The sequence below is a fragment of the Streptomyces sp. NPDC031479 genome (assembly GCF_055581065.1).
In genome coordinates, this window is the sequence record NZ_JBVIKC010000002.1 from 413,670 (window position 1) to 435,140 (window position 21,471).

The 21,471-nt window shown below is 75.8% G+C and carries 18 protein-coding genes; 6 read left to right on the forward strand and 12 right to left on the reverse strand.

Annotated elements, in window-relative coordinates:
- Positions 1-73: 73 nt before the first annotated feature.
- The 6 genes from ACZ5D2_RS04530 to ACZ5D2_RS04555 all read right to left on the reverse strand — a co-directional run bounded on the left by ACZ5D2_RS04530 (position 74) and on the right by ACZ5D2_RS04555 (position 6,784).
- Positions 74-1,348: a sensor histidine kinase gene (locus tag ACZ5D2_RS04530; RefSeq protein ID WP_371679502.1), complete on the reverse strand. Its 1,275-nt coding sequence runs from the start codon at positions 1,346-1,348 to the stop codon at positions 74-76.
- The gene (locus ACZ5D2_RS04535; RefSeq protein WP_468927118.1) at positions 1,345-3,072 is read right to left on the reverse strand and encodes a sodium/solute symporter; all 1,728 of its coding nucleotides are present in this window, start codon (positions 3,070-3,072) and stop codon (positions 1,345-1,347) included. Before ACZ5D2_RS04535 ends, ACZ5D2_RS04530 begins: the two co-directional genes overlap by 4 nt.
- Positions 3,073-3,192: 120 nt before the next feature.
- A complete protein-coding gene (locus ACZ5D2_RS04540; protein ID WP_371679504.1) occupies positions 3,193-3,468 on the reverse strand; it encodes a hypothetical protein in 276 nt (91 codons plus the stop codon).
- Positions 3,469-3,765: 297 nt separating this feature from the next.
- Positions 3,766-4,566 carry a LytR/AlgR family response regulator transcription factor gene (locus ACZ5D2_RS04545; protein ID WP_371679505.1) on the reverse strand — a complete coding sequence of 267 codons (801 nt, stop codon included), beginning with the start codon at positions 4,564-4,566 and terminating at the stop codon, positions 3,766-3,768.
- A gap of 115 nt (positions 4,567-4,681) precedes the next feature.
- A complete protein-coding gene (locus ACZ5D2_RS04550; RefSeq protein WP_468927240.1) occupies positions 4,682-5,647 on the reverse strand; it encodes an SCO0930 family lipoprotein in 966 nt (321 codons plus the stop codon).
- Between the two features lie 117 nt (positions 5,648-5,764).
- Entirely contained in the window at positions 5,765-6,784 is a 1,020-nt protein-coding gene (locus ACZ5D2_RS04555; RefSeq protein ID WP_468927122.1) for a GDSL-type esterase/lipase family protein, read from the reverse strand.
- 353 nt (positions 6,785-7,137) lie between these two features.
- Between ACZ5D2_RS04555 and ACZ5D2_RS04560 the strand changes: the two genes are divergently transcribed.
- The 3 genes from ACZ5D2_RS04560 to ACZ5D2_RS04570 all read left to right on the forward strand — a co-directional run bounded on the left by ACZ5D2_RS04560 (position 7,138) and on the right by ACZ5D2_RS04570 (position 13,840).
- Positions 7,138-8,607: an amino acid permease gene (locus ACZ5D2_RS04560; RefSeq protein WP_468927125.1), complete on the forward strand. Its 1,470-nt coding sequence runs from the start codon at positions 7,138-7,140 to the stop codon at positions 8,605-8,607.
- A 10-nt stretch (positions 8,608-8,617) separates the two neighbouring features.
- Entirely contained in the window at positions 8,618-9,064 is a 447-nt protein-coding gene (locus ACZ5D2_RS04565) for an Lrp/AsnC family transcriptional regulator (protein ID WP_030234152.1), read from the forward strand.
- Positions 9,065-9,223: 159 nt separating this feature from the next.
- Positions 9,224-13,840, forward strand: a complete 4,617-nt coding sequence (locus tag ACZ5D2_RS04570) for a hypothetical protein (RefSeq protein WP_468927129.1) — start codon at positions 9,224-9,226, stop codon at positions 13,838-13,840.
- Positions 13,841-13,851: 11 nt separating this feature from the next.
- Here the strand turns inward: ACZ5D2_RS04570 and ACZ5D2_RS04575 are convergent, their stop codons facing one another.
- The 6 genes from ACZ5D2_RS04575 to ACZ5D2_RS04600 all read right to left on the reverse strand — a co-directional run bounded on the left by ACZ5D2_RS04575 (position 13,852) and on the right by ACZ5D2_RS04600 (position 19,091).
- Positions 13,852-14,148 (reverse strand): WhiB family transcriptional regulator, encoded by a 297-nt coding sequence (locus tag ACZ5D2_RS04575; RefSeq protein ID WP_371679509.1) that lies wholly within the window; start codon positions 14,146-14,148, stop codon positions 13,852-13,854.
- A gap of 97 nt (positions 14,149-14,245) precedes the next feature.
- Positions 14,246-15,370, reverse strand: a complete 1,125-nt coding sequence (locus tag ACZ5D2_RS04580; RefSeq protein WP_371679510.1) for an LLM class flavin-dependent oxidoreductase — start codon at positions 15,368-15,370, stop codon at positions 14,246-14,248.
- An 11-nt stretch (positions 15,371-15,381) separates the two neighbouring features.
- The gene (locus tag ACZ5D2_RS04585; protein ID WP_468927134.1) at positions 15,382-16,749 is read right to left on the reverse strand and encodes an NtaA/DmoA family FMN-dependent monooxygenase; all 1,368 of its coding nucleotides are present in this window, start codon (positions 16,747-16,749) and stop codon (positions 15,382-15,384) included.
- 154 nt (positions 16,750-16,903) lie between these two features.
- Positions 16,904-18,079, reverse strand: a complete 1,176-nt coding sequence (locus ACZ5D2_RS04590; protein WP_371679512.1) for an LLM class flavin-dependent oxidoreductase — start codon at positions 18,077-18,079, stop codon at positions 16,904-16,906.
- Positions 18,080-18,148: 69 nt separating this feature from the next.
- On the reverse strand, positions 18,149-18,289 hold the full coding sequence (locus ACZ5D2_RS04595) for a hypothetical protein (protein WP_371679513.1): 141 nt from the start codon (positions 18,287-18,289) through the stop codon (positions 18,149-18,151).
- Between the two features lie 85 nt (positions 18,290-18,374).
- On the reverse strand, positions 18,375-19,091 hold the full coding sequence (locus tag ACZ5D2_RS04600) for a GNAT family N-acetyltransferase (RefSeq protein WP_468927138.1): 717 nt from the start codon (positions 19,089-19,091) through the stop codon (positions 18,375-18,377).
- A gap of 149 nt (positions 19,092-19,240) precedes the next feature.
- On the opposite strand from ACZ5D2_RS04600, the gene ACZ5D2_RS04605 reads away from it, so the two are divergent.
- The 3 genes from ACZ5D2_RS04605 (at position 19,241) to ACZ5D2_RS04615 (ending at position 21,425) form a co-directional block, all read left to right on the forward strand.
- Complete coding sequence (locus tag ACZ5D2_RS04605; RefSeq protein ID WP_371679515.1) at positions 19,241-19,342, forward strand: putative leader peptide; 102 nt, start codon at positions 19,241-19,243, stop codon at positions 19,340-19,342.
- A gap of 523 nt (positions 19,343-19,865) precedes the next feature.
- Positions 19,866-20,480: a glutathione S-transferase family protein gene (locus tag ACZ5D2_RS04610; RefSeq protein ID WP_468927141.1), complete on the forward strand. Its 615-nt coding sequence runs from the start codon at positions 19,866-19,868 to the stop codon at positions 20,478-20,480.
- Between the two features lie 144 nt (positions 20,481-20,624).
- The gene (locus ACZ5D2_RS04615; RefSeq protein ID WP_371679517.1) at positions 20,625-21,425 is read left to right on the forward strand and encodes a carbon-nitrogen hydrolase family protein; all 801 of its coding nucleotides are present in this window, start codon (positions 20,625-20,627) and stop codon (positions 21,423-21,425) included.
- Positions 21,426-21,471 lie beyond the last annotated feature (46 nt).

The following is a 21,471-nucleotide window of genomic DNA, read 5'->3' on the forward strand; positions in this document are numbered from 1 at the left end:
CGGACGGCGGCCGCCCTTCGGGCCGGGCCGCGCCTCGGGCCGGGCCGCGCCTCCCGTCAGGCCGCGGCTCCCGTCAGGACGGCCCGTCCGCGGGATGCCACGGCCCGGCCCCCTCGGCTCCCCCTCCACCGCCTCCCGGGCCCGAAGTGTGCACGCCCGCACGGTACTTGGGAATCCGGACGGTGATCTTCATGCCGGCGCCGACGCCCGTCTCGATGACGAGCCCGTGCGCGTCCCCGTAGACCTGGCGCATCCGCTCGTCGACGTTGGTCAGCCCGATCCCCGAGGAGGACCCCGGGCGCTCCCCGGCCAGGATCCGGCGCAGCAGCGCCGGGTCCATCCCGACGCCGTTGTCCTCGATGGTCAGCACCGCCTCCGCGCCGGCGTCCCGGGCGGCGATGGTGATCCGGCACTCCCCGGTGGAGTCCTCCACCCCGTGCTTGACGGCGTTCTCCACCAGCGGCTGCAGGCACAGGAACGGCAGCGCCACCGGCAGCACCTCGGGCGCCACCTGCAAGGTCACCTTCAGCCGGTCCCCGAACCGGGCCCCGGCCAGCGCCAGGTACCGCTCGATCGAACGCAACTCCTCGGCCAGGGTGGTGAACTCGCCGTGCCGGCGGAAGGAGTAGCGGGTGAAGTCCGCGAACTCCAGCAGCAGTTCCCGCGCCCGCTCCGGATCGGTCCGCACGAACGAGGCGATCGCGGCCAGCGAGTTGAAGATGAAGTGCGGGGAGATCTGCGCCCGCAACGCCTTGATCTCCGCCTCCATCAGCCGCGTCCGCGCCCGGTCCAGCTCCGACAGCTCCAGCTGTACGGAGACCCAGCGCGCCACCTCCGTCGCGGCCCGCACCAGCACCGCCGACTCCCGCGACCCGTAGGCGACCAGCGCCCCCAGCAGCCCGTCCTCGCCCGTCAGCGGCGCGAACACCGCCCACTTCAAAGGGCAGCCGGGCCGCTGGCACTCGGTGCGCACGCTCTGGCTGCGCCCCGACTCCAGCATCACCGCCACCCGCGCCATCGCCCGCCGCTGGTGGTGGTCGGCGCCCGGCCCGTCCCACGCCAGCACGGCCTCGCGGTCGGTCAGGCACAGCGCCTCGGTGCCCAGCAGCGAGCGCAGCCGCCGGGCGGCCTTGCGGGCGGCGTCCTCGGTGAGCCCCGCCCGCAGCGGGGGAGCGGCCAGCGAAGCGGTGTGCAGGGTGTGGAAGGTGGCCCGCTCCACCGGGGTGCCCAGGTCCGGCCCGGCGGCCCGCTCCGCGCGCCCGGCGTGCCACCGGCCCGCGGCCCAGCCCAGCCCCAGCAGCGGGGCCGCGCCCACCAGCACCGCCACCACGAGCGCCGCCCCGGTCACCGGGCGCGCCCCGCGGCCCGCTCACCGGCCACGTCCTCGGGCAGGTGCAGCCGGGCCAGCGCGGCGGCCGCCCCCGCCGGGATCCGGGACCGGGTCGCCAGCGACACCGCCACCATCGTCAGGAAGCCCAGCGGCACCGACCACACCGCGGGCCAGGCCAGCAGCGCGTGCGCCCAGCCCGCCGGGACCAGCCCGGACCGGGTGGCCACCACCGCGCCCAGCGCCGCACCGCCCCCGGTGAGCAGCCCGGCCACGGCTCCGGGCGGGGTCAGCCCGCGCCACCAGATGCCGAGGACCAGCAACGGGCAGAAGGAGGACGCGGAGACGGCGAAGGCCAGCCCGACGGCGTCGGCGACCGGCACGTCGGTGGCCATGATCCCGCCCGCGAGCGGCACCGCCATCGCCACCGCCACGGCGAGCCGGAACGTCCCCACCCCGCGCCGGGGCAGCACGTCCTGGTGCAGCACCCCGGCCACCGCCATGGTCAGCCCCGAGGCCGTCGACAGGAACGCGGCGAACGCGCCCCCGGCCAGCAGCGCCCCCAGCAGGTCCCCGAGCAGCCCGCCCAGCACCCGTTCCGGGAGCACGAGCACCGCGGCGTCCGCGTCCCCGGTCAGCGCCAGCTCCGGTGCGTAGATCCGGCCCAGCGCCCCGTACACCTGGGGCAGCAGGTAGAACACCCCGAGCAGGCCCAGCACGACGAGCGTGGTGCGGCGGGCGGCCCGCCCGTGGGGGCTGGTGTAGAAGCGCACCGCCACGTGCGGCAGGCCCATGGTGCCGAGGAAGGTGGCCAGGATCAGCCCGTAGGTGGCGTACAGCCGGTGCTCCCCGCCGGACAGCGCCTTCGACCAGCCGGGAGCGTCCGGGCCGGGGCCGGAGTGCGAGTCCGGGACCACGCTGCCGGGGGCGAACTCCAGGCGGGTGCGGGCCGCGACGGAGTGCCGGCCGCTGTCCAGGGTCACCGGGACCCCGGCGTGGTCGGCGCCGTCCACCCGGCCCGTCACCGTCACGGTGAGCGGCGCGCCCACCGAGAGGCGTACGTCCTCGCCCAAGGTGACGGCGGTGTGCTCGCGGAAGACGGCCGGGGCGTCGAAGGAGGCGCGCGGAGCGCCGTCCCCGGCCCAGGCGGCGATCAGGAAGAAGGCCGGCACCAGCAGTGCGGTGAGTTTGAGCCAGTACTGGAACGCCTGCACGAAGGTGATGCTGCGCATGCCGCCCGCGGCGACGGCCGCCGTGACCACGAAGGCCACGACCACCCCGCCCACCCAGTGCGGGGCCCCGGTCAGCACCGCCAGCGTCAGCCCGGCCCCCTGCAACTGCGGCAGCAGGTACAGCCAGCCCACGCCCAGCACGAACAGCACCGCGATCCGCCGCACCGCCCGCGACTGGAGCCGCGCCTCGGCGAAGTCGGGCAGCGTGTACGCGCCCGAGCGCCGCAGCGGGGCCGCGACCAGCACCAGCAGCACCAGGTAGCCGGCGGTGTAACCGACGGGGTACCAGAGCATCTCCGGCCCCTGGAGCAGCACCAGCCCGGCCACCCCGAGGAAGGAGGCGGCGGAGAGGTACTCCCCGCTGATGGCGGCCGCGTTGAGGCGGGGGCCCACGGTGCGGGAGGCGACGTAGAAGTCGGAGGTGGTCCGCGATATCCGCAGGCCGAGCGCCCCGACGAGGACGGTGACCAGGACGACGACGGTGACCGCGGTCAGCGCGTACGTCTGGTTCACCGGAGGTCCTTCGAGGGGGAGGGGAGGGAAGTCTCCGGAGTCTACGCAGCCGTCCGTCCCCGGCGACAGGCACGAACCGGGCACCCGCGCGGGGGTTCCGGCGGGGGTGCGGCTCGCTGGTCAGAGCGCCGGATCGTGGTGCCGCGCGCAGTCGCGCAGGGCGATCTCCAGCTCCACGTACGACTCCTCCGCGCGCCGGAAGGCAAGGGTCAGGGCCGCCTCCACCCGGGGCGGCAACTGCCCGCGGGTGCCCTCCTGCGCCTCGTACAGGACCTCCGCCCAGCGGGCGGCCGCGCTGCGCAGCCGGGCGAGCAGCGCCTCGGCCTCGGCGGGCCCGGCGGCACGGGTCCGGGGCAGTCCGGTCAGCGCGTCCAACAGCGCCTGGATCTCGGACATCTCGCTCCTCCCGGGCCGGAAGATCCACGATACGCGCGGCCCGCGCCACGGGCGGGCGGATCGGCGGGCGCTGCGACCGACGGGCCCGGCGGATCGCCGTACGCCCACCGTGGCGCGACGAACGGCGCATCGGTACGCCGGGCGGTCCCCGACGGCGGCGGACCGGCACGCGCCGCGCGGCGGGCGGCCGGGGGTCGGGCGGCCGGGCGGGCGGTCGGGCGGTCGGGCGGGCCCGCGCATCGGGTCGGGGCCCGGGGGCGGGGGTGGCGGTCGGTACGGGTGCCGGGCCGGAGCGGGTCAGCCCGTGGCCTGGCGCATGAGGAGGTCCCGCAGTTCGCGTGCGTGGCGGCGGCTGACCTGGAGTTCCGCCGGGCCCACCCGCACGCTCGTGGTCCCGGCGTCCATGCGCAGTTCGTCGATCCTGGCCAGGGCGACCAGGTGGCGCCGGTGGATCCGGACGAACCCGCGGGCCGCCCAGCGCTCCTCCAGGGTGGACAGCGGGATCCGCACCAGGTGGCTGCCCTCGTCGGTGTGCAGCCGGGCGTAGTCGCCCTGGGCCTCCACGTACGCGATGTCCGCGATCGCCACGAACCGCGTGACGCCGCCCAGTTCGACCGCGATCTGCTCCGGGGCGCGCTCGGCGGCCCCGGCGGCTGCTCCGGCCCCGCCCCCGGCAGCGGCCGCCTCCGGCTCCGCCCCGTCCGGCCGGCCCAGCAGGGCGCGGGCCCGCCGGACCGCCTCCGCCAGCCGTTCGGGACGGACCGGCTTGAGGACGTAGTCGACGGCCTTGAGGTCGAAGGCCTGGACGGCGAAGCCCTCGTGGGCGGTGACGAACACGATCAGCGGGGGACGGGCGAACCCGGTCAGCAGCCGGGCGATGTCCAGTCCGGTCAGTCCGGCCATCTGGATGTCCAGGAACACCACGTCGATGCCGTCGGGTCCGTCCGGTCCGCTCTCCAGCGCCCGGGTGATCCGGCGCAGCGCTCCGGTGGCGTCGGAGGCGCCCTCCGCGCTGCTGACGCGGGGGTCGGAGCGCAGCAAGTAGAGGAGTTCCTCCAGGAGCGGCTTCTCGTCGTCGACGGCCAGTACGCGCAGCATGGAGCTCACTCTAGGCAACGGGGCCGTCCCGGGAAACGGCGCGCGGCCCCCGCCCGGGGGGAGGGGGGCGGGGACCGCGCGGATCGGGAGTGGGGGGCGTGGCGAGGGGCGGGGGCTACTGGACCGTGATGAGCTTGCCGTCGGGGGCGACGGCGTACCAGGTGCCGCCCACGCCCTGGCCGTTGGTGTCGCCGGCCTTCTTGTCACCGGTGAAGGTGTAGACGGGCCAGCAGTTCACGGTCTGCTGCTTCTTGCCGTCGGGCCGGTCGAGGACCAGGTAGTTCTTCTCGACGATGCCCTTGGCGTTGGCCTTGTCGACCGGCGGGACGACCGGCCACTTGGCGACGCAGTCGCCCTCGCACTTGGAGACCATCGGCCAGGCGGTGTCGGGCTTGAAGCGGTAGACGGTCATGCCGTTGCCGTCGACGATGTGCTCGCCGAGCTTGGGGTCCTTGGCCACGCTCAGGGCGCCCGCGGCCTGGCCGGCGCCCGCGCCCGCTCCCGTCCCCGCTCCGGCCCCCGCGGCGGGCTTCGCGGCCTTCTTGCCGTCGGCGGCCAGGGCGAACCAGGTGCCGCCGACACCCTGCCCGTTCAGGTCGCCCGCCTTGGTGTCCTTGGCGAAGCGGTACGCGGGCCAGCCGGCCACCGTCAGCTGCTTGCTGCCGTCCTTGCGGACCACCTCGCCCAGCACGGCGGGGTCCATGCCCGCGGCGGCGGTCGCGTCGCCCGCCGGGACCGCGGGCCAGGCCTTGGCGCAGTCGCCCTCGCAGTTGGAGGCGGGCGGCTTGGCGGTGTCCTTGTCGAAGCGGTAGAGGGTGAAGCCCGCCCTGTCGGTGAGGACCGAGCCCAGCTGGTCGGTGGAGGCGATCGCCAGCTGCCCGCCGGCCTTGGCCCCGGTGGCCGCCGCGTCCTGGGCGGGCTTGTCGTTGCCGTAGGGGTCGGCGGCGGGCGCCTGGGCGTCGGCGACGGCACCGGCCGGCTTGGTCGCGTCGGCCGCCTTGTCGTACCCGCCGCAGGCCGTCGCCGCGAGGGTGACGACGACTGCGACCGCCGCCAGGGAAGTTCCGCGCTTGATGCCCATGTCGTTCTCTCCCACGTGTGGTGTCCGCCGAGTCCGTCACCGGAGGATCGGCAACTTGTGCAGGACACGGGGCGGCGGGAGCGTTCCGTTCAGCGGGACGGCTATGACCTGTTTCACTCACACGCCGTCGAACCCGGCCCGCCGGGCGGCCGTGGCCACAGCGAGGCCGAGGATCCGGTGTCCCTCGTCGTCGGGGTGCAGTCCGTCCGCGAGGTGCTCGGGTCCCAGCAGGTCACGGCCCGGCAGCAGGACGAGCCGGCCGTCCCCGGCGGCGATCCGGTCGCGGGTGGCCCGTTCCATGGCGTCCCGCAGGGCGCCCAGGGTCGCGCCGAGGCGGTTGGGGGTGCGTTCGGCGTCGGGGCGCAGCACCGGGGAGAGCAGCAGCAGGGGGGTGCGGGGATGGCCCTGGCGGATCAGGTCGAGGAACGTGCGGGTGGTCTCGTAGAGGAGGGGGGCGGTGAAGGGCACCCGGGACCAGCAGTTCGTGCCGAAGGCGAGGGTGAGGACGTCGGCGGGGAGGGCGGCGAGCTGCTCGGCGGTGGCGAGTTCCCCGCGGGCCGCTCCCGCGTAGCCGAGGTTGACCGTGTCCCAGCCCAGTGCCCGGCCCGCGACGGCGGGCCAGCCGTGGGCGGGCCGGGTGGACCACCAGCCCTCGGTGATGGAGTCGCCGTGCACCACCCAGCGCGGGTTCCGGGGGGCGGGTGCGAGGGGGCCGCCGATCCCGCGCAGGCCCAGGACCGCGGGGGACTGGGCCTCGGGCGGGTGCAGGGTGAAGGGGCCGCCGCCGCAGGGCAGCGGGACGCGTACGACGGACTCGGCGGCGGGCTCGGTGAAGACCTCGGTGATCCGGCCGTGGCGGTTCCACAGGGCGAAGCCGTGCGCGAGGTCGCGCAGCGCGTCGGTGGGGCCCGGCACGGTGGCCCGGTAGCGGATCTCCACGGCGTGCGCGGACCCGGCGGTGAACTCCAGCCGCACCCCTATGGGAAGGGTGGCGCGCTCTCCGGTGTCCCAGGGCAGTCGCATCGTGTCGGCCGGGTCGGCGCGCACGGGGCGCCCCTCGTGCAGCCAGGCGACCCCGCGCAGGAACGGTCCGGGATCCAGCCACCGCTCGTCGGACTCCGTCTGCGTCGGCTTCACTCTTCGCCTCCGATCGTCGGACAGGGGGAACCACGGGGCACGCTGCGGCATGTCTGACGCCGTGTCAAGAAAGGGGGTCGAGGGAGGGCTGCGCAGTGATCGATCATCTGTGCGCAACAAACGGCCATCCCGGACAGATCCGCGCAATGATCGTTCGCCAATGTGCAAGGATGGTGCATTACGGGCGGTATCACTCAGCTCGTAGGCTCACTCGCTGTACGTGGAGTGGCGCGGACCGCCTGCTCGGCGGTCCCCCCATGCCCAGACAGGGTTCATCCCTGCCTGACAACTGCTCCGGACCGCTGCGGCCGACGCCTGACAGTCCCCATCCGCAGTGTCAAAGGAGTCCCTTCGTGCTCGACCACGGCCAGGCGCCACCGCTCACGTCCGAGCCCAGCAAGCCCGCGCACCCCCTGCTCCGCCGCAAGCCGGTGGAGCGCCTGGTCGCCGAGGGCGGCCAGGGCGAGGGCGGCACGCTGCGCCGCTCGCTCACCATGTGGCAGCTGACGATGATCAGCATCGGCGCCACCCTGGGCACCGGCATCTTCGTCGTCCTCGGCACCGCCGCCCCCAAGGCCGGCCCGGCCGTCACGATCTCCTTCATCATCGCGGGCCTGACCGCGCTGTTCTCGGCCCTGTCCTACGCGGAGCTGGCCGGCTCCGTGCCGGTCTCCGGCTCCTCGTACTCGTACGCCTACGCCACCATGGGCGAGCTCATAGCCTGGATCTGCGGCTGGTGCCTCGTCCTGGAGTACGCCGTCTCCGTCGCGGCCGTGGCCGTCGGCTGGGGCCAGTACCTCAACGAGCTCCTCGACGGGACCATCGGGGTCACCATCCCCGGGGCGGTCTCCGCACCGCTGGGCGAGGGCGGGTTCATCAACCTGCCGGCGCTGGTCGTCGTCCTGCTCTCCATGGTCTTCCTGATGCGCGGCGCCAAGGAGAGCGCCACGGTCAACTCGATCATGGTCGCGGTGAAGATCGTCACGCTGCTGCTCTTCATCGGCATCGGCGTCATGGGCATCAAGGCCGGCAACTACACCCCGCTCGCCCCGCTGGGCATGAGCGGCATCGCCGCCGGCGCCTCCACCCTCTTCTTCTCGTACATCGGCTTCGACGCCGCTTCCACCGCCGGTGAGGAAGCCAAGAACCCGAAGAAGGACCTGCCGCGCGCGATCATGCTGTCGCTGGGCATCGTCACCGTTCTCTACGTCCTGGTCGCCTTCGTCGCCGTCGGCGCCCTGCCGTGGCAGGACTTCGCGGGCACCGAGGCCGCGCTCGCCCAGATCATGACCGACGTCACCGGCCACAGCTTCTGGGGCGTCGTCCTCGCCGCCGGCGCCGTGATCGCGATCTTCTCCGTCGTCTTCGCCGTTCTCTACGGCCAGACCCGCATCCTCTTCGCGATGTCCCGCGACGGCCTCGTCCCCAAGGTCTTCGCCAAGGTCGACGAGAAGACCGGCGCCCCCCGCGCCAACGTCGTCCTCGTCTCCCTGTTCTGCGGCGTCCTCGCGGCCTTCATCCCGCTGGGCAAGCTCGCCGACGCCACCAGCATCGGCACCCTCTTCGCCTTCGGCCTGGTCAACGTCGCCGTGATCATCCTGCGCCGTACCAAGCCGGACATGCCGCGCACCTTCAAGGTGGCGCTCTTCCCCGTCACGCCGATCCTGGGCTTCCTCGCCTGCGGCTTCATGATGTTCAGCCTCGATATGGCCACGTGGATCGTCTTCGGTGTCTGGATGGCCGTCGGCCTCGTGGTGTACTTCACCTACGGCATCCGCCGCTCCCGCCTGGCCACGGAAGAAGTGGCCACAGCAGAAAAGTGATCCACCCGCAGTGCGACTGAACGATCTCGACGAACGCATCGTGCACGCCCTCGCCGAGGACGCCCGCCGTTCCTACGCGGACATCGGCTCCGAGGTCGGCCTCTCCGCCCCCGCCGTCAAGCGGCGCGTCGACCGGCTGCGCGCCGAAGGTGCCATCACCGGGTTCACCGTCCGCGTGGACCCGGCGGCCATGGGCTGGGAGACCGAGGGCTTCATCGAGATCTACTGCCGCCACAACACCTCGCCGGACGACATCCGGCGAGGGCTGGAGCGGTACCCCGAGGTGGTGTCCGCGTCGACCGTCACCGGCGACGCGGACGCCCTCGTCCAGGTCTTCGCCTCCGACATGCGCCACTTCGAGCGGGTGCTGGAGCGCATCGCGGGCGAGCCCTTCGTGGAACGCACCAAGTCGGTCCTGGTCCTCTCCCCGCTGCTGCGCCGCTTCACCTCTGTTTAGGGGAGGCTTCGCCTCCGGGGCGCTGATGCCGTGCTCTCAGGGGCGCGCCCCTTCGGCTCAGCCTCCCCGTGCGGGCTGCGGGGGCGGGGCACGAGGTCCTTACCCGCAGCGGGAAAGGACGGGGCCGGGGCTGTCACAGGGGCGTGCCAGGATCGGCGCATGAAGATCCAGATCCTGTCGCCGGCCGATCCGCACCGCTCGACCGTCTACCCGGACTGGGCCGCGGCCCACGATCCCGCCCGGGCCGCGGAGGCCGCCGCGCTCTTCGCGGAGGCCCTCTCCACCCTCCACACCGCCTACGAGAAGCCCGGCCGGTACGTGGACGGCCTGGAGCGGCGGGTCCGGGCCCTGGAACCCGCCCACCTGCCCTGGTTCTGGGACACCGTCGGGCACCGGCTGATCCCCTGGCACCGGCGCTCCGCCGCCCGTGCCCACGCCCTCGCCCGCAAGGCCGAGCAGACCCACCGGCTCCCCGTCGACCCCGACTGGCACCGGGCCAACACCCTGCTCTTCGCCCGCGCCGGCGCCCTCCCCGCCACCGCCATCGGGACCCACCAGACCTGGCTCGCCGCCACCCTGGGCCCCCGGGCCGCGCACGAGGAGTTCGTACGCTTCCTGGAGGCGTGGGCCGCCTCGCCCGGGGAACCCCCCGCCGACCTGGCCCGCCGCCTGCGGCTGTCCGTCCGCGCCGCCGGAGCCGACACCGCCGAGGAGGCCCGCCTGCTGGGCACCCTGCTCGCCGCCGGCCCCGGCAAGGACGTCCCGGACCGGCTGCTCGACGCCGCCACCCCGCTGCTGACCGCGCACCCCCCGGCCGACGACACCGCCGCCCTGCTCCTCGACCTGTTCCCCGAGAGCCGCGGCGACGCGAGCGCCTGGCTGCGGCTGCTCCTGGCCTGCGGGGCCGCCGACGCCGCCGCGGCCGGGCGGATCGTCCCCGAGGGCGGCCCCGGCGGCTGGTTCGCGCGCTACACCCACCGCTTCGGCCACGGCCGCTCCGGCAGCGGCGTCATGCGCCAGCCCATGCCCGCCGAACTCTTCGAGCTGCTGACCCGCTGGGCACCCCGGCTGCGCGCCGCCGCCCCGCTGCGCCTGCACGAGGACCGCTACCGCTACCCCGGCCTCGACGCCGACCTGCTCGACGCCTGCCTCGCCGAGGGCATCGCCGTCGAGGACCCCGGCCCCGCCGTCGAGCTGGTGTTCTGGGACGGCGGCTCCCGGCGCGACCTCAAGGCCCTGGCCGCGGACCCCGTCTTCGGCCCCCGCCTGGAGGGCACCGTCCACCAGGCCCTGCGCACCGCCGGCAGCGCCATCACCCGCCTCCCGCGCAACGCGGGCATCGCCGCCGAGGTGCACGGCCGGGTCGAAGCCCTCCTCGACGCCCTGCGCGGCGGCGGCCTCGCCGCCGCCGACGAGGCCGTCGACGAGCTCCACGGACTGCTGGACCGCCCCACCGCCCGCGCCCTGGACGGCATCGAGGAGGCGCTGGCCGCCCTGGACCTCACCGGCCCCCTCGGCCGTGCCCTGCGCGCGGGGCTGCCCGAGGAGTACGGCTGGCCCGCCCTGGAGGAGGCCGTCGCCGAGCTGGGCGGCCCCGACCGGGTCGTCGGGGTGACCAGCACCTGGCCCGTCCTCACCGTCTACGGCCCGGACCGCGCCTTCGCCGTCGACCACGCCGGCCGGCGCGGCGCCTGCACCTTCCGGGTGCCCGGTACGGAAGGGGGCGCCCCGGCCGGGGCCGCGGCGCCCGCGCTCACCGTGCACCACATCGGCGGACGGTTCCTCGTCGCCTGGAGCACCGCCCCCAAGAGCGGCTTCCCCGACCGGGCCTTCTGGACCGACCGCCCCGAGGAGGTCTTCGAGCCCGAGCAGACGTACGGCATGCGCCGCTACGGCGGCATGATCCAGGGCGGCCTCGGCTACCAGTTCGCCACCCCCGACGGCACCGGCCGCCACGACGGCCAGAGCGTCCTGAGCGCCGGCGGACGCGAGGGCATCGGTTCCCAGGACGTCCAGATGAGCGACGGCCACCGCTTCTGGAGCGCCGACACCTTCTGCTCCTGGGGCAGCTGGACCCGCGTCGACCCCGCCACCGGGGAACGCGGCACCGACCGCACCCCGCCCGCCTTCCACACCGCCGCCGAACCCCCGCCCGGCACCCGGCTCTTCGGGGACGTGCAGTCCCTCGCCGCGCTGCCCCCGGACGCCCCCGCCTCCCCGCTCGGACAGGACGGCCGCCTCGTCGGCTTCCGCGTCCTCCACCACACCCCCTACGCCGGCCCCTCGCCCCGCGAGTTCCTCCTCCAGGGCACCGACGGCCGCACCGCCTCCTACCGCAGCCGCCGCCTGGGCCGCCGGCCCTGGGCGATCCTGCGCATGCCCGAGGGCGGCGAGGACGCGGTCCTCGCGGGCCAGGAGACCGTCCGCTGCCACTCCGCCGAGGACAACTCCCTGCTCTGGCAGGTCCACGGCTTCCCCGGCTCCGACCGCCGCCGCACCCCCGGCTTCGGCGACGGCGCGGGCCCCGTCCCGCCGCCCGCGTTCTGGCACTTCCTGACCCCCCGCGACGAAACCTCCTCACGCGCCCTGCGCGCCGTCGCCGGCCCCGCCGTACGGGACCTCCTCGACGCCGCCCTGCGCGGCGACCCGGCCCCCGCGCTCCCCGGTGCGCTCGAACCGCGGATCGCCGAAGGCGTCGCCCGCGCCGCCCACCGCGCCGCCGACGTCCTGCGCCGCCGCCGGGCCCTGTCCCGCCGCGTCGGCCTCCTGCGCGCCGAACCGGCCGTGTCGCTGCGCACCGAAGTGCCCGACACCGAACTCACCCCCGCCCTGTACGGACTGCTGCCCGACCAGCGCCGCTACCACGGCAGCCCCGAGCCCCAGCCGCAGCCCGCCCTGCTCACCGCCGTCGCCGCCGACGGCCACCACCTGCGCGGGGAGATCGACGAGGAGGCCCGCCTGCTGGCCCTGCCCGCCGACCACGCGCCCTGGCAGCCGCTCGTGGGCCGGATCGGCGCCGTCGCCTGGCGGGCCTGCGCCGCCACCACCCCCGACGGGGAGCGCGCGGCCCTCGCGGCCCTGCTGGAGACCTGGAGCGGACAGCCCTTCGCAGAACCGGGCGGCACCTGGCGCACCGGCCGCGCGGCCCCGGAGGCCCTGGCCGCCGTCCGCTCCGCCGGGCACCCCCTCTCCTCGGCCGCCGCCGACGGCGGCGGGGAATGGTTCCTCCAGCGGGCCGCCGACCCCGCGCCCGACGGCGCCGAGGACTGCGAGACCCCCACCGTCGACGCGGACGACACCGCCCGCCTGCCCCGGCTGCTGGAACTGCTCGCCGAGCGGGGACCGCTGAAGGCGTCCCCCGCCGCCCGCGAGACCTTCGCCCGGCTCACCGGCGTACGCGGCCCCGTCGCGGCCCTGGTCCTCGCCGGGTTCCCGGGCCGCGACCGCCACGACGAGCACCAGCGCCTGCTGGGCGGGCCCCCGTACAAGGCGACCAAGGCCATGGTCTCCACCTACGACGGGCTCCGCCGGGCACTGGGCCCGGCCGGACGCCGGGCGGTCCTCGCCGCCGGCCTCCCGCAGGACCCCGCCGAACTGTGGGAACCCGCCGGGACCACCGCCGCCGCCGAAAGGATGGCCGCCGCCTGGAACGGGCTCCTCGGCGCCGAGGAGCCCACCGACGAGGAACTGGCCTCCGCCCTGGAGGCCGAGCTGGGCCTGCACGAGAGCTGGGCCCGGAGCCTGCCCGCCGGACGCGCCCCGCAGGGCGACCCCTTCGGCGAGGACGGCTTCCTCCTCACCCGGGGCCGCCGCAGCGTCCTGGAACTGCGGTACGCCGCACCGGACGGCACCGCCGGCCGCTGGGTGGCCCCCTCGGAGCCCGCCCACCGGACGGCCGCCTCCGTGATCGCCTGGGCGCTGACCGAACGCCCCGTCGGGGATCCCGCCCGCCACGGGGCCCTGCTCCTGCACCGCCGGCTGCGGGAACAGCTCGCGGGCCCCGGAGCACTGATTCCCCTCGGACTGCTGCCCGGCCTGGGGCGCGCGGTGAGCGCCGACCCGGCCTTCGCCCCGTACCGGGGGACGGTCCTGCCCGGCCCGACGCCGATGGAGGAGGGCGCCGTACCCGACACCGTGTACGACGACGGGACCCTGCTGGTCGCGGCCCCCTCGGGCGCGACCTTCCTGCGGGCCGCCGCCCTCACCGCCCCGGGCGGAGCGGAACGGGCCGCCGCGACGTGCGGAGCCCGGGCACCGGCCTGGATCCTCGACGACCTGCCGCGCACCGTCCGGCTCCTGGACGGACTCGACCGGCTCGCCGCCCGTGCCGCGGACACCCCCGTGCCCGAGGGCGGCTACGAGACCGACCCCTCGCTCAGCGCCCCCGACCTGGTGGCCGAGGTCGCCCGGACCCTCGGCGTCGGCGCGGACGCCGCCGCCCTCCGCCTCCAGCTGCTCGCGCTCGCCCGGCCCACCGACCGGGCCGTCAGGCGCTGGAACGGCTGGACGGCCGCCCGGCACAAGGCGGCCCAGGCCGAACTCGTCGCGGCGGGGGCCGTGGAGAGCGGCAAGCGGGCCCGCGCGGGCCGCACCGCGTTCCTCCCCGGCGACTGGGCGGACCTGAAGGCCCCGCACCTTCCGCTGGAGAAGGCCAAACTGGCCGGCCACCTGGCGTGGGCCGGGAGCAGGAACCTGTACGCGATGACGCTGCGGCTGCTGGCCCCGATGCCCCCGCACGAACTGTTCGCCCGGGCCTGGGAGGAGGCGCGCCGGTAACGGGCCCGGTGCTACACCGACACGGTCCGGGCGGCGGCGCCGGACAGCAGCCGCCGCCGCTCCTCCTCCGTCAGCCCGCCCCACACCCCGAAGGGCTCCCGGGTGCGCAGCGCGTGCTCCAGGCAGGCCGCCCGCACCGGACAGCCCTGGCACACCCGCTTCGCGGCCTCGTCCCGGTCTTCGCGCTCATCGCCCCGCTCTCCGGCGGGGTGGAAGAACCTGCCCGGGCCCAGGCCCCGGCAGGCGGCCCGTGCCTGCCACTGCCAGTGGTGGTGCGCGGCGCCGGGCAGACGGGAGACGTCGTTCACGGCAGTTCCCTTCCGTAGGTTTCGTGGCTCCTCCCGCGTCTGACCGGGAGCGGCCCCGCGAAACCCGGCGGCGCGGACCGTCTCCGTCCGGCACCGGTCAAGGGCGCCGGGCCCACTCCTCGGCCAGCAGCCGGTACGAGCGCACCCGGTCGGCGGGCGCGTGCGTGATCGTCGTGATCAGCAGCTCGTCCGCGCCGGTGGCCTCCCGCAGCCGCTCCAGGTGGTCCGCGACGGTCGCCGGCGACCCCGTGAACTGGGTCTCCACCCGGTCGGCGACCAGCGCGTGATCGGCCGCCGACCACCCGGCCACCAGCTCCCGAGCCTCCCGCGGCGAGGGGAAGGGGATCGCGCCCTCGGCCGTACGGATGCTGCGCACCCAGGGGGCGTACCCGGCGGCCAGCTCCCGGGCCTCGGCGTCGTCCGGGGCCACCACCACGTCCGCGGACACCGTCAGGTACGGCCGGTCCAGCGCGGCGGACGGCTTGAAGGCGGCCCGGTAGGCCTCCGCCGCCTCCAGCACGCTCGCCGGGCTCACGTGGTAGTTCGCGGCGAAGCGCAGCCCGTTCGCGCCGGCCGCCTCCGCGCTCTGCCCGCCGCTGCTGCCCAGGATCCACACCTGGACGTCGGCCCCCTCACCGGGGACGGCGTGCGCCTCCACCCCCTCCGGGGAGCGGTACTCGCCGCGCAGCAGGGCCAGTACGTCGCCCACCTGCTCGGCGTAGTCCTGCGGGCGGGCCCCCGGCAGGTTCAGCAACCGCTGCTGGAGGGCCACGCGCGGGTGCCCGAGGAGGTGGGCGAAGGAGAACCGGGGCGGTATCCGCAGCCCGCCCGGCGTCCACCCCTCGAAGGGCGGGGCCGCGTCCGGCGCGGGCCGCGGCGGCCGGCCGGCCGAGCGGCCCAGGCCCAGGTCGAGGCGGCCCGGGTGCAGGGCGTCGATCAGCCCGAACTCCTCCACCGTCGACAGCGCGGTGCGGTGGCCCAGCTGCACGGCCCCCGACCCGATCCGGATCGTGGAGGTGGCCGAGGCGGTCAGCGCCAGCAGGACGGCGGGCGAGGTCCCGGCGACCCCCGGGTTCAGGTGGTGCTCGGCGAACCAGTAGCGGGCGTAGCCGAGCCGCTCGGCCTGCCGGGCGAGGGCGACCGTGTGGTGCAGCGCCTCGGCGGCGGTGGAGCCGGACGGGACGGGGACGAGGTCGAGGACCCCGAGGGGGGTACGGGACACGGTGCTCCTCCTCAGGGGCCGGTGGGGGCCGGGATCCGCGGCGCGGCCAGGCCCAGGTGGTCGCGCAGGGTGGGGCCGGAGTACTCGCGCCGGAAGACCCCCCGCTCCTGGAGCAGCGGGACGACGGTGTCGGCGAAGCCGTCCAGGCCGCCGGGCGTCAGGTGCGGGACGAGGATGAAACCGTCGGCCGCGTCCTGCTGGACCAGGTCGTCGATCGCGGTGGCGACGGTGGCGGGCGAGCCGATGAAGGTCTGCCGTCCGGTCGTCTCGATCACCAGCTCCCGGATCGACAGCTTCCGGGCGGCGGCCAGCTCCCGCCACTCCCGGGCGGTGGCCTGCGGATCGCGGAACATCCGCACACTGGCCCGGCCGCTCGCCACGGTGTTCTCCCCGGGGACGGGATCGATCTCGGGGAGCGGACCGTCCGGGTCGTACGCGGACAGGTCACGGTTCCAGACGTGCTCCAGGTAGGTGATCGCCGTGGCCCCGCTGACCTGTGCGAGGCGTACCTCGCGGGCCAGTTCCCGGGCGTCGGCGTCGGTGTCACCGAGGACGAAGGTGGCCGCGGGCAGGATCTTCAGCCGGTCCGGGGTGCGGCCGTACCGGGCGAGCCGGCCCTTGACGTCGGAGTAGAAGGCCCGGCCCTCCTCCAGCGTGGCGTACCGGCTGAAGATGGCGTCGGCGTCGGCCGCGGCGAACTCCCGGCCCTCGTCCGAATCGCCCGCCTGGAAGATCACCGGGCGGCCCTGGGGGCTGCGCGGCACGTTGAACCGCCCCGAGATGTCGAACTGTTCGCCCCGGTGGACGAAGGCGCCCGCGCCCGCGTCCCGCAGGAAGACCCCCGACGCCGGGTCGGCGAGGATCTCTCCCCCGTCCCAGGAGTCGAACAGTTCGTGGGCGGTGGCCAGGAACTCGCGTGCCCGCCCGTAGCGTTCCTCGCGCGGCAGGAAGCCGCCGCGCCGGAAGTTCTCGCCGGTGAAGGCGTCCCAGGACGTCACCACGTTCCAGGCGGCCCGGCCGCCCGACAGGTGGTCGAGGGTGGCGAACTGGCGGGCCACCTCGTAGGGCTCGTTGAAGGTGGAGTTGATGGTGCCGGTCAGGCCCAGGTGCCCGGTCACGGCGGCGAGGGCGGAGAGCACCGTGAAGGTGTCGGGCCGGCCGACCACGTCCAGGTCGTAGATCCGGCCGCCGTGTTCGCGCAGCCGCAGTCCCTCGGCGAGGAAGAGGAAGTCGAAGCGGGCGCGCTCGGCGGTCCGCGCGAAGTGGACGAAGGAGTCGAAGTCGATGTGGCTGCCGGCCTCCGGGTGACTCCACACGGTGGTGTTGTTGACCCCGGGGAAGTGCGCGGCCAGATGGATCTGCTTGAGGGGTTTGCCCATGGTGGTACGTGTCCTCCGGGTCGTGGCCGGTACGTGGTGGCCCGTACGTGGTGGCCTCTGCGGCGGTGGCCTCCGTGGTGGTGGTCTCCGCGCGGTGGCCCGCGCGTCGTGCGGTCGCGCCGCCCCGGCCCGGCGGGGCCGCGGCGGGGCGCGGTCAGGCGGCGGGCCGGGCGTAGCGGTTCGCGGGGCGGGGGAGTCCGAGCAGGCCGCGCAGCGAGGCGGCCCCGTAGGAGCGCCGGAAGGCGCCCCGCCGCTGCAGTTCCGGCACCAGGCCGCGGGTGATCGCCGGCAGGTCGTGCGCCAGCACCCCGGGCCGCAGCCGGAAGCCGCTCAGCCCGGCCCGCCGCCAGTCCAGCAGCAGGTCGGCGAGATCGCCGGGCGTACCCGCGAACAGCAGGGCGTCGCCCGTGTACGCCGCACCGTGGACGGAGTCCAGCCGCTGGAGCCGCCGGGTCGCCGCCCCGGGGCGCGCGTCGAGGAAGACGGTCAGCTCCCCGAACACGTGCAGGGGCCGCCCGGCCCGGCCGGCCGCCTCCTGGGCGGCCCGGATCCCGGCCACGGCGGCGCGGGCCTGTCCGGCGTCCCGGGCGGTCACGTACCCGAGGTCGGCGGTCCGGGCGAGCAGCGGGTAGGCCGAGGAGTCGGCCGCCAGGGCGCTCACCGGCGGCTGTCCCTGCGGGGGACGGGGGGTGATCGAGGGGCCGCGGACACTGAAGTGGGGTCCCTCGAAGTCGATGTGGTGCAGCCGTTCCCGGTCCACGAAGCGGCCCGTGGCCACGTCCCGGATCTCGGCGTCGTCCTCCCAGCTGTCCCACAGCCGCCGCGTCACCTCGACGTGGTCGGCCGCCTCGGCCCACAGGACGCCGGCCGGCTCCGGTGCGGTGCGGCGGCCGAAGTGGCGCGCCTCGTCCGGGCGTTCGGAGATCTGTACGCGCAGTCCGGCCCGGCCGCGGCTGACGTGGTCCAGGGTGGCCACGGCCTTCGAGACGTGGAAGGGCTCGGTGTGCGTGGCGGTCACGCTCGGCACCAGCCCGATGTGCCGGGTCAGCGGCGCGACCCGGGCGGCGACCAGCACCGCGTCGAGCCGGCCCCGGACCAGGTCGGTACGGCCGTCGGCCTCGGCCGGGTCGGTGGACTGCAGGCCGAGCGCGTCCTCGAAGGTGACGAAGTCCAGCAGGCCGGCCTCGGCCTCGGCGACCAGGTCCGCCCAGTAGCGGGCGGTGGTCAACTCGCCTGGCCGGGCGCCGGGTTCGCGCCAGGCGGCCGGATGCCAGCCGGCCCCTTCGAGGGCCACGGCCAGGTGGAGCGGGGCGGGGTCGGATGCGGGCACGGCGGAACTGCCTTCCTGATCGGGCGTGCGGCGGCCGTGGGCGGGGCGCCGCGGCGGCCAAGGACGCGATCAGGGACGACAGAGGGAGGAGCAGACCCGCTGGAGGTCGACGTGGGTGCGCGCGTACAGGCGCACCGGCCGGCGCGGGGCGAGCACGGGAGCCGGACGGAGGGCGGGACGACCGCTGATCTGCCACGTGTTCACCGCCACGGCCTTCCCCCTCCGTCCGTGCTCCCGTTCCACCGACGCTACGGGAGACTCCGGCGGCACTCAATGAACCCCGTGTTAAGCCGTGTCACCCCCGGCGTCCGTCGGCCGCCGCCGGGGTGCGCAGGCCGATGAAGACCGGCTCGCGGCGCAGGGTGAACCCCATCGACTCGTACAGCCGGATGGCGTTGGTGTTCTCGGCGGCCGCGTGCAGGAACGGCGTTTCCCCACGGCCCCGGATCTCCGCGGCGACGGCGCGGACCAGCCGGCCCGCGAGGCCCTTGCCCCGGTGGTCGGGGTGGGTGCAGACGGCGCTGATCTCCGTCCAGCCCGGCGGGTGCATGCGTTCCCCGGCCATCGCGACGAGCCGGCCCTCGTGCCGGATCCCGAGGTACGTGCCCAGCTCGACGGTGCGGGGCAGGAACGGGCCCGGCTCCGTCAGCTCGACCAGCCCCGTCATCTCGGCGACGTCGTCCGGCCCGAGCCGTACGGCCTCCGCAGCGGCCTCTGCCCGGATGCCCCGGCCGTCCAGCTGTACGCCCGGGATGACCCGCACCGTGGTCCAGTCGGGCGGCGGGGTCGGCAGTCCGGTCAGCCACACCGGCTGGTCGGGGCCGATCAGCGCGGCCAGGTCGGCCCAGGCGGCGGGGTCGGCGGGGTCGGCCAGCGCGGCGAACGGGTTCGCGGCCGGCAGGTAGCGGGCGGCCAGCCCGCCGGGGGCGGTCTCGGCGAAGGCCCGGTGGGGGCCGGTCAGAGCCGCCCACACCGGGTTGTCCAGGGCGGCGGCGGGGTGCTCGGTGGGCATCGGGTGCGGGGGTCCTTCCACGGGGGGTGTCCAACGGCCGCTGCTGACCGCCTCCTTGACGGCCCCGCACGGCGCCACGAGACTGCGGGGGACAGCGACGGCCAGGGGCAGGGTAAGCCCCGGGGGCAGCGGGGGGCAGGTCGATTTCCGTGACACCGGTACAGACGCCCCGGTCCGGCCCGCGCCGCTGGTGGCTGACCCGACGCCTGCACATCGACCTCCTCCGCGTCAGCAGCGCCACCCGGCGCTGACCCCGGCCCCGCGGGCACGCCACCGCGGCACGTCCTCACGGCCCGCCGCCCCTCAGGGCCGGTGCGGCGCCCGTACGCCCCGCCCGCTCGTGCCGGCCCGCGCCACCGCCCGGCCCCTGCCGGTCGGACCGTCCGGCCCGGAGGCGGCGCGGCCCCCGGACCGGCTGTGCCCTGCCAGCGGCGGGCGCCTCGGGGCTCGGCCGGTCCCGCCCGGCCGGGATCCCTCGTCGGCCGCCACGGGTCGGGCCCGCCGGTCCCGGCCGGGTGCGGGCTGCTCGTGGTCGCCTTCCCGCCCCCCCCGCCAGGGGCGGGCAGTCCCGGCTGGGCCGTCCGGGCCCGTCCCGGCTCGGGTGCGGGCGGCTCGTGCCCACCGTCCCGCCCCCGCCAGGGGCGGCCCGTCGGGCCGTCGTCCAAGGGGCCTCCGCCTGGCCGGGCGGAGGCGCCGCCCCGTATCCCCCCACCCCCCGGCCAGGGGAAACGCATCCGTCCACACCCCCGGAGGGCCACCGTGGTTCCGACCGTCATGCCCCGCACCGCCCCCGTCCCCGCTCCCCGCGGCCGGATCGGGTCCGGGTTCCTCCCGGTGCCGCACCGGTACCACCTCTACCTCGCCGAAGCCTGTCCGCGGTCCCGGCGCGTCCGCACCGCGGTCGCCCTGCTCGGCCTCGCCGACTCCGTCGGGACCACCGTGCTCGCCGCGCCCGCCTCGAACGCCGCCCTGCGCCGCGCCTACGAGGCCGCCGGGCACCACTACGACGGCACCCTCGCCGTGCCCGCCCTCTGCGACACCTGGAGCGGCCGGGTCGTCAGCAACCACACCCCCGACATCCTCGACGACCTCGCCGTCCGCCTCGCCGGCCGCCCCGACCTGGCCCCGCCCGCCCCGCCGGCCTTCTCCTCGGCCGTCCGCGCCCTGCTCGACCCGGACGCCCCGCACGCAGGGCGGTCCGCCGCCCTGGACCTGCTGGAGCACCGGCTCGCCGTCCGCCCGTACGCTCTGGGAGACCGTCCGACCGTCGCCGACGCGGACCTGTGGGTGGCCCTGCTGGACCCCGCCGTCCTGCCCGCGGCCGGCCCGCACCTGCGGGCGTACGTCCGGCGCCTGCGCGCCCATCCGGCCTTCGGGGCGGCCTCCTGAGGCAGCGGCGCAACGAATCGCCGCACACCCCGCAGAACGCGCAACGAATCGATGCGCCCAGCGCAACGCTCACGGCTTGTCCCGGTCGAACGCCCGAACGTACCGTTTTACGACCCCCGCCCCATCTGTCACAGAGGTACGCCCATGCCCCCGCTGCGCACCGCACTCCTCCAGAGCTCCGGACGGCTCGGCGACACCGCCGAGAACCTGAAGCGGCTGGACGAGGCCGCGGCGCGCGCCGCACAGGGCGGGGCCGGGCTCCTCGTGACCTCGGAGATGTTCCTGACCGGCTACGCGCTGGACCTCCAGGACGTCCCCGGCCTCGCCGAAGCGGCCGACGGCCCGTCCGCCGTCGCCATCGGCGAGATCGCCCGCCGCCACGGGATCGCCGTCCTGTACGGCTACCCCGAGAAGGCGGACGGCGCGGTCTTCAACTCGGCGCAGCTCATCGGCCCCGACGGGGCCGCGCTCGCCAACTACCGCAAGACCCACCTCTTCGGCTGCTTCGAGCAGGACGCCTTCACCCCCGGTGACACCCCCGTCGTCCAGGCGGACCTGAACGGCCTGCGCATCGGCATCATGATCTGCTACGACGTGGAGTTCCCCGAGAACGTACGGGCCCACGGGCTGGCCGGGACCGACCTCCTCCTGGTCCCGACCGCCCAGATGCACCCGTTCCAGTTCGTGGCCGAGCAGCTGGTGCCCGTCCGCGCCTTCGAGAACCAGATGTACATCGCGTACGTCAACCGGACCGGCCCCGAGGGCGAGTTCGAGTTCGTCGGCCTCAGCTGCCTCGCCAGTCCCGACGGGGTCACCCGCACCCGGGCCGGGCGCGGCGAGGAGATGGTGTTCGGCGAGGCCGACCCCGAGCTCCTCCGGGCCTCGCGCGAGACCAACCCGTACCTGCGCGACCGCCGCCCCGGGCTCTACGCCTCCCTCGTCTGAGCCCGCCCCGCCGCCAGTCCCGCCGCCCCTGCCCCACCCCGCAAGG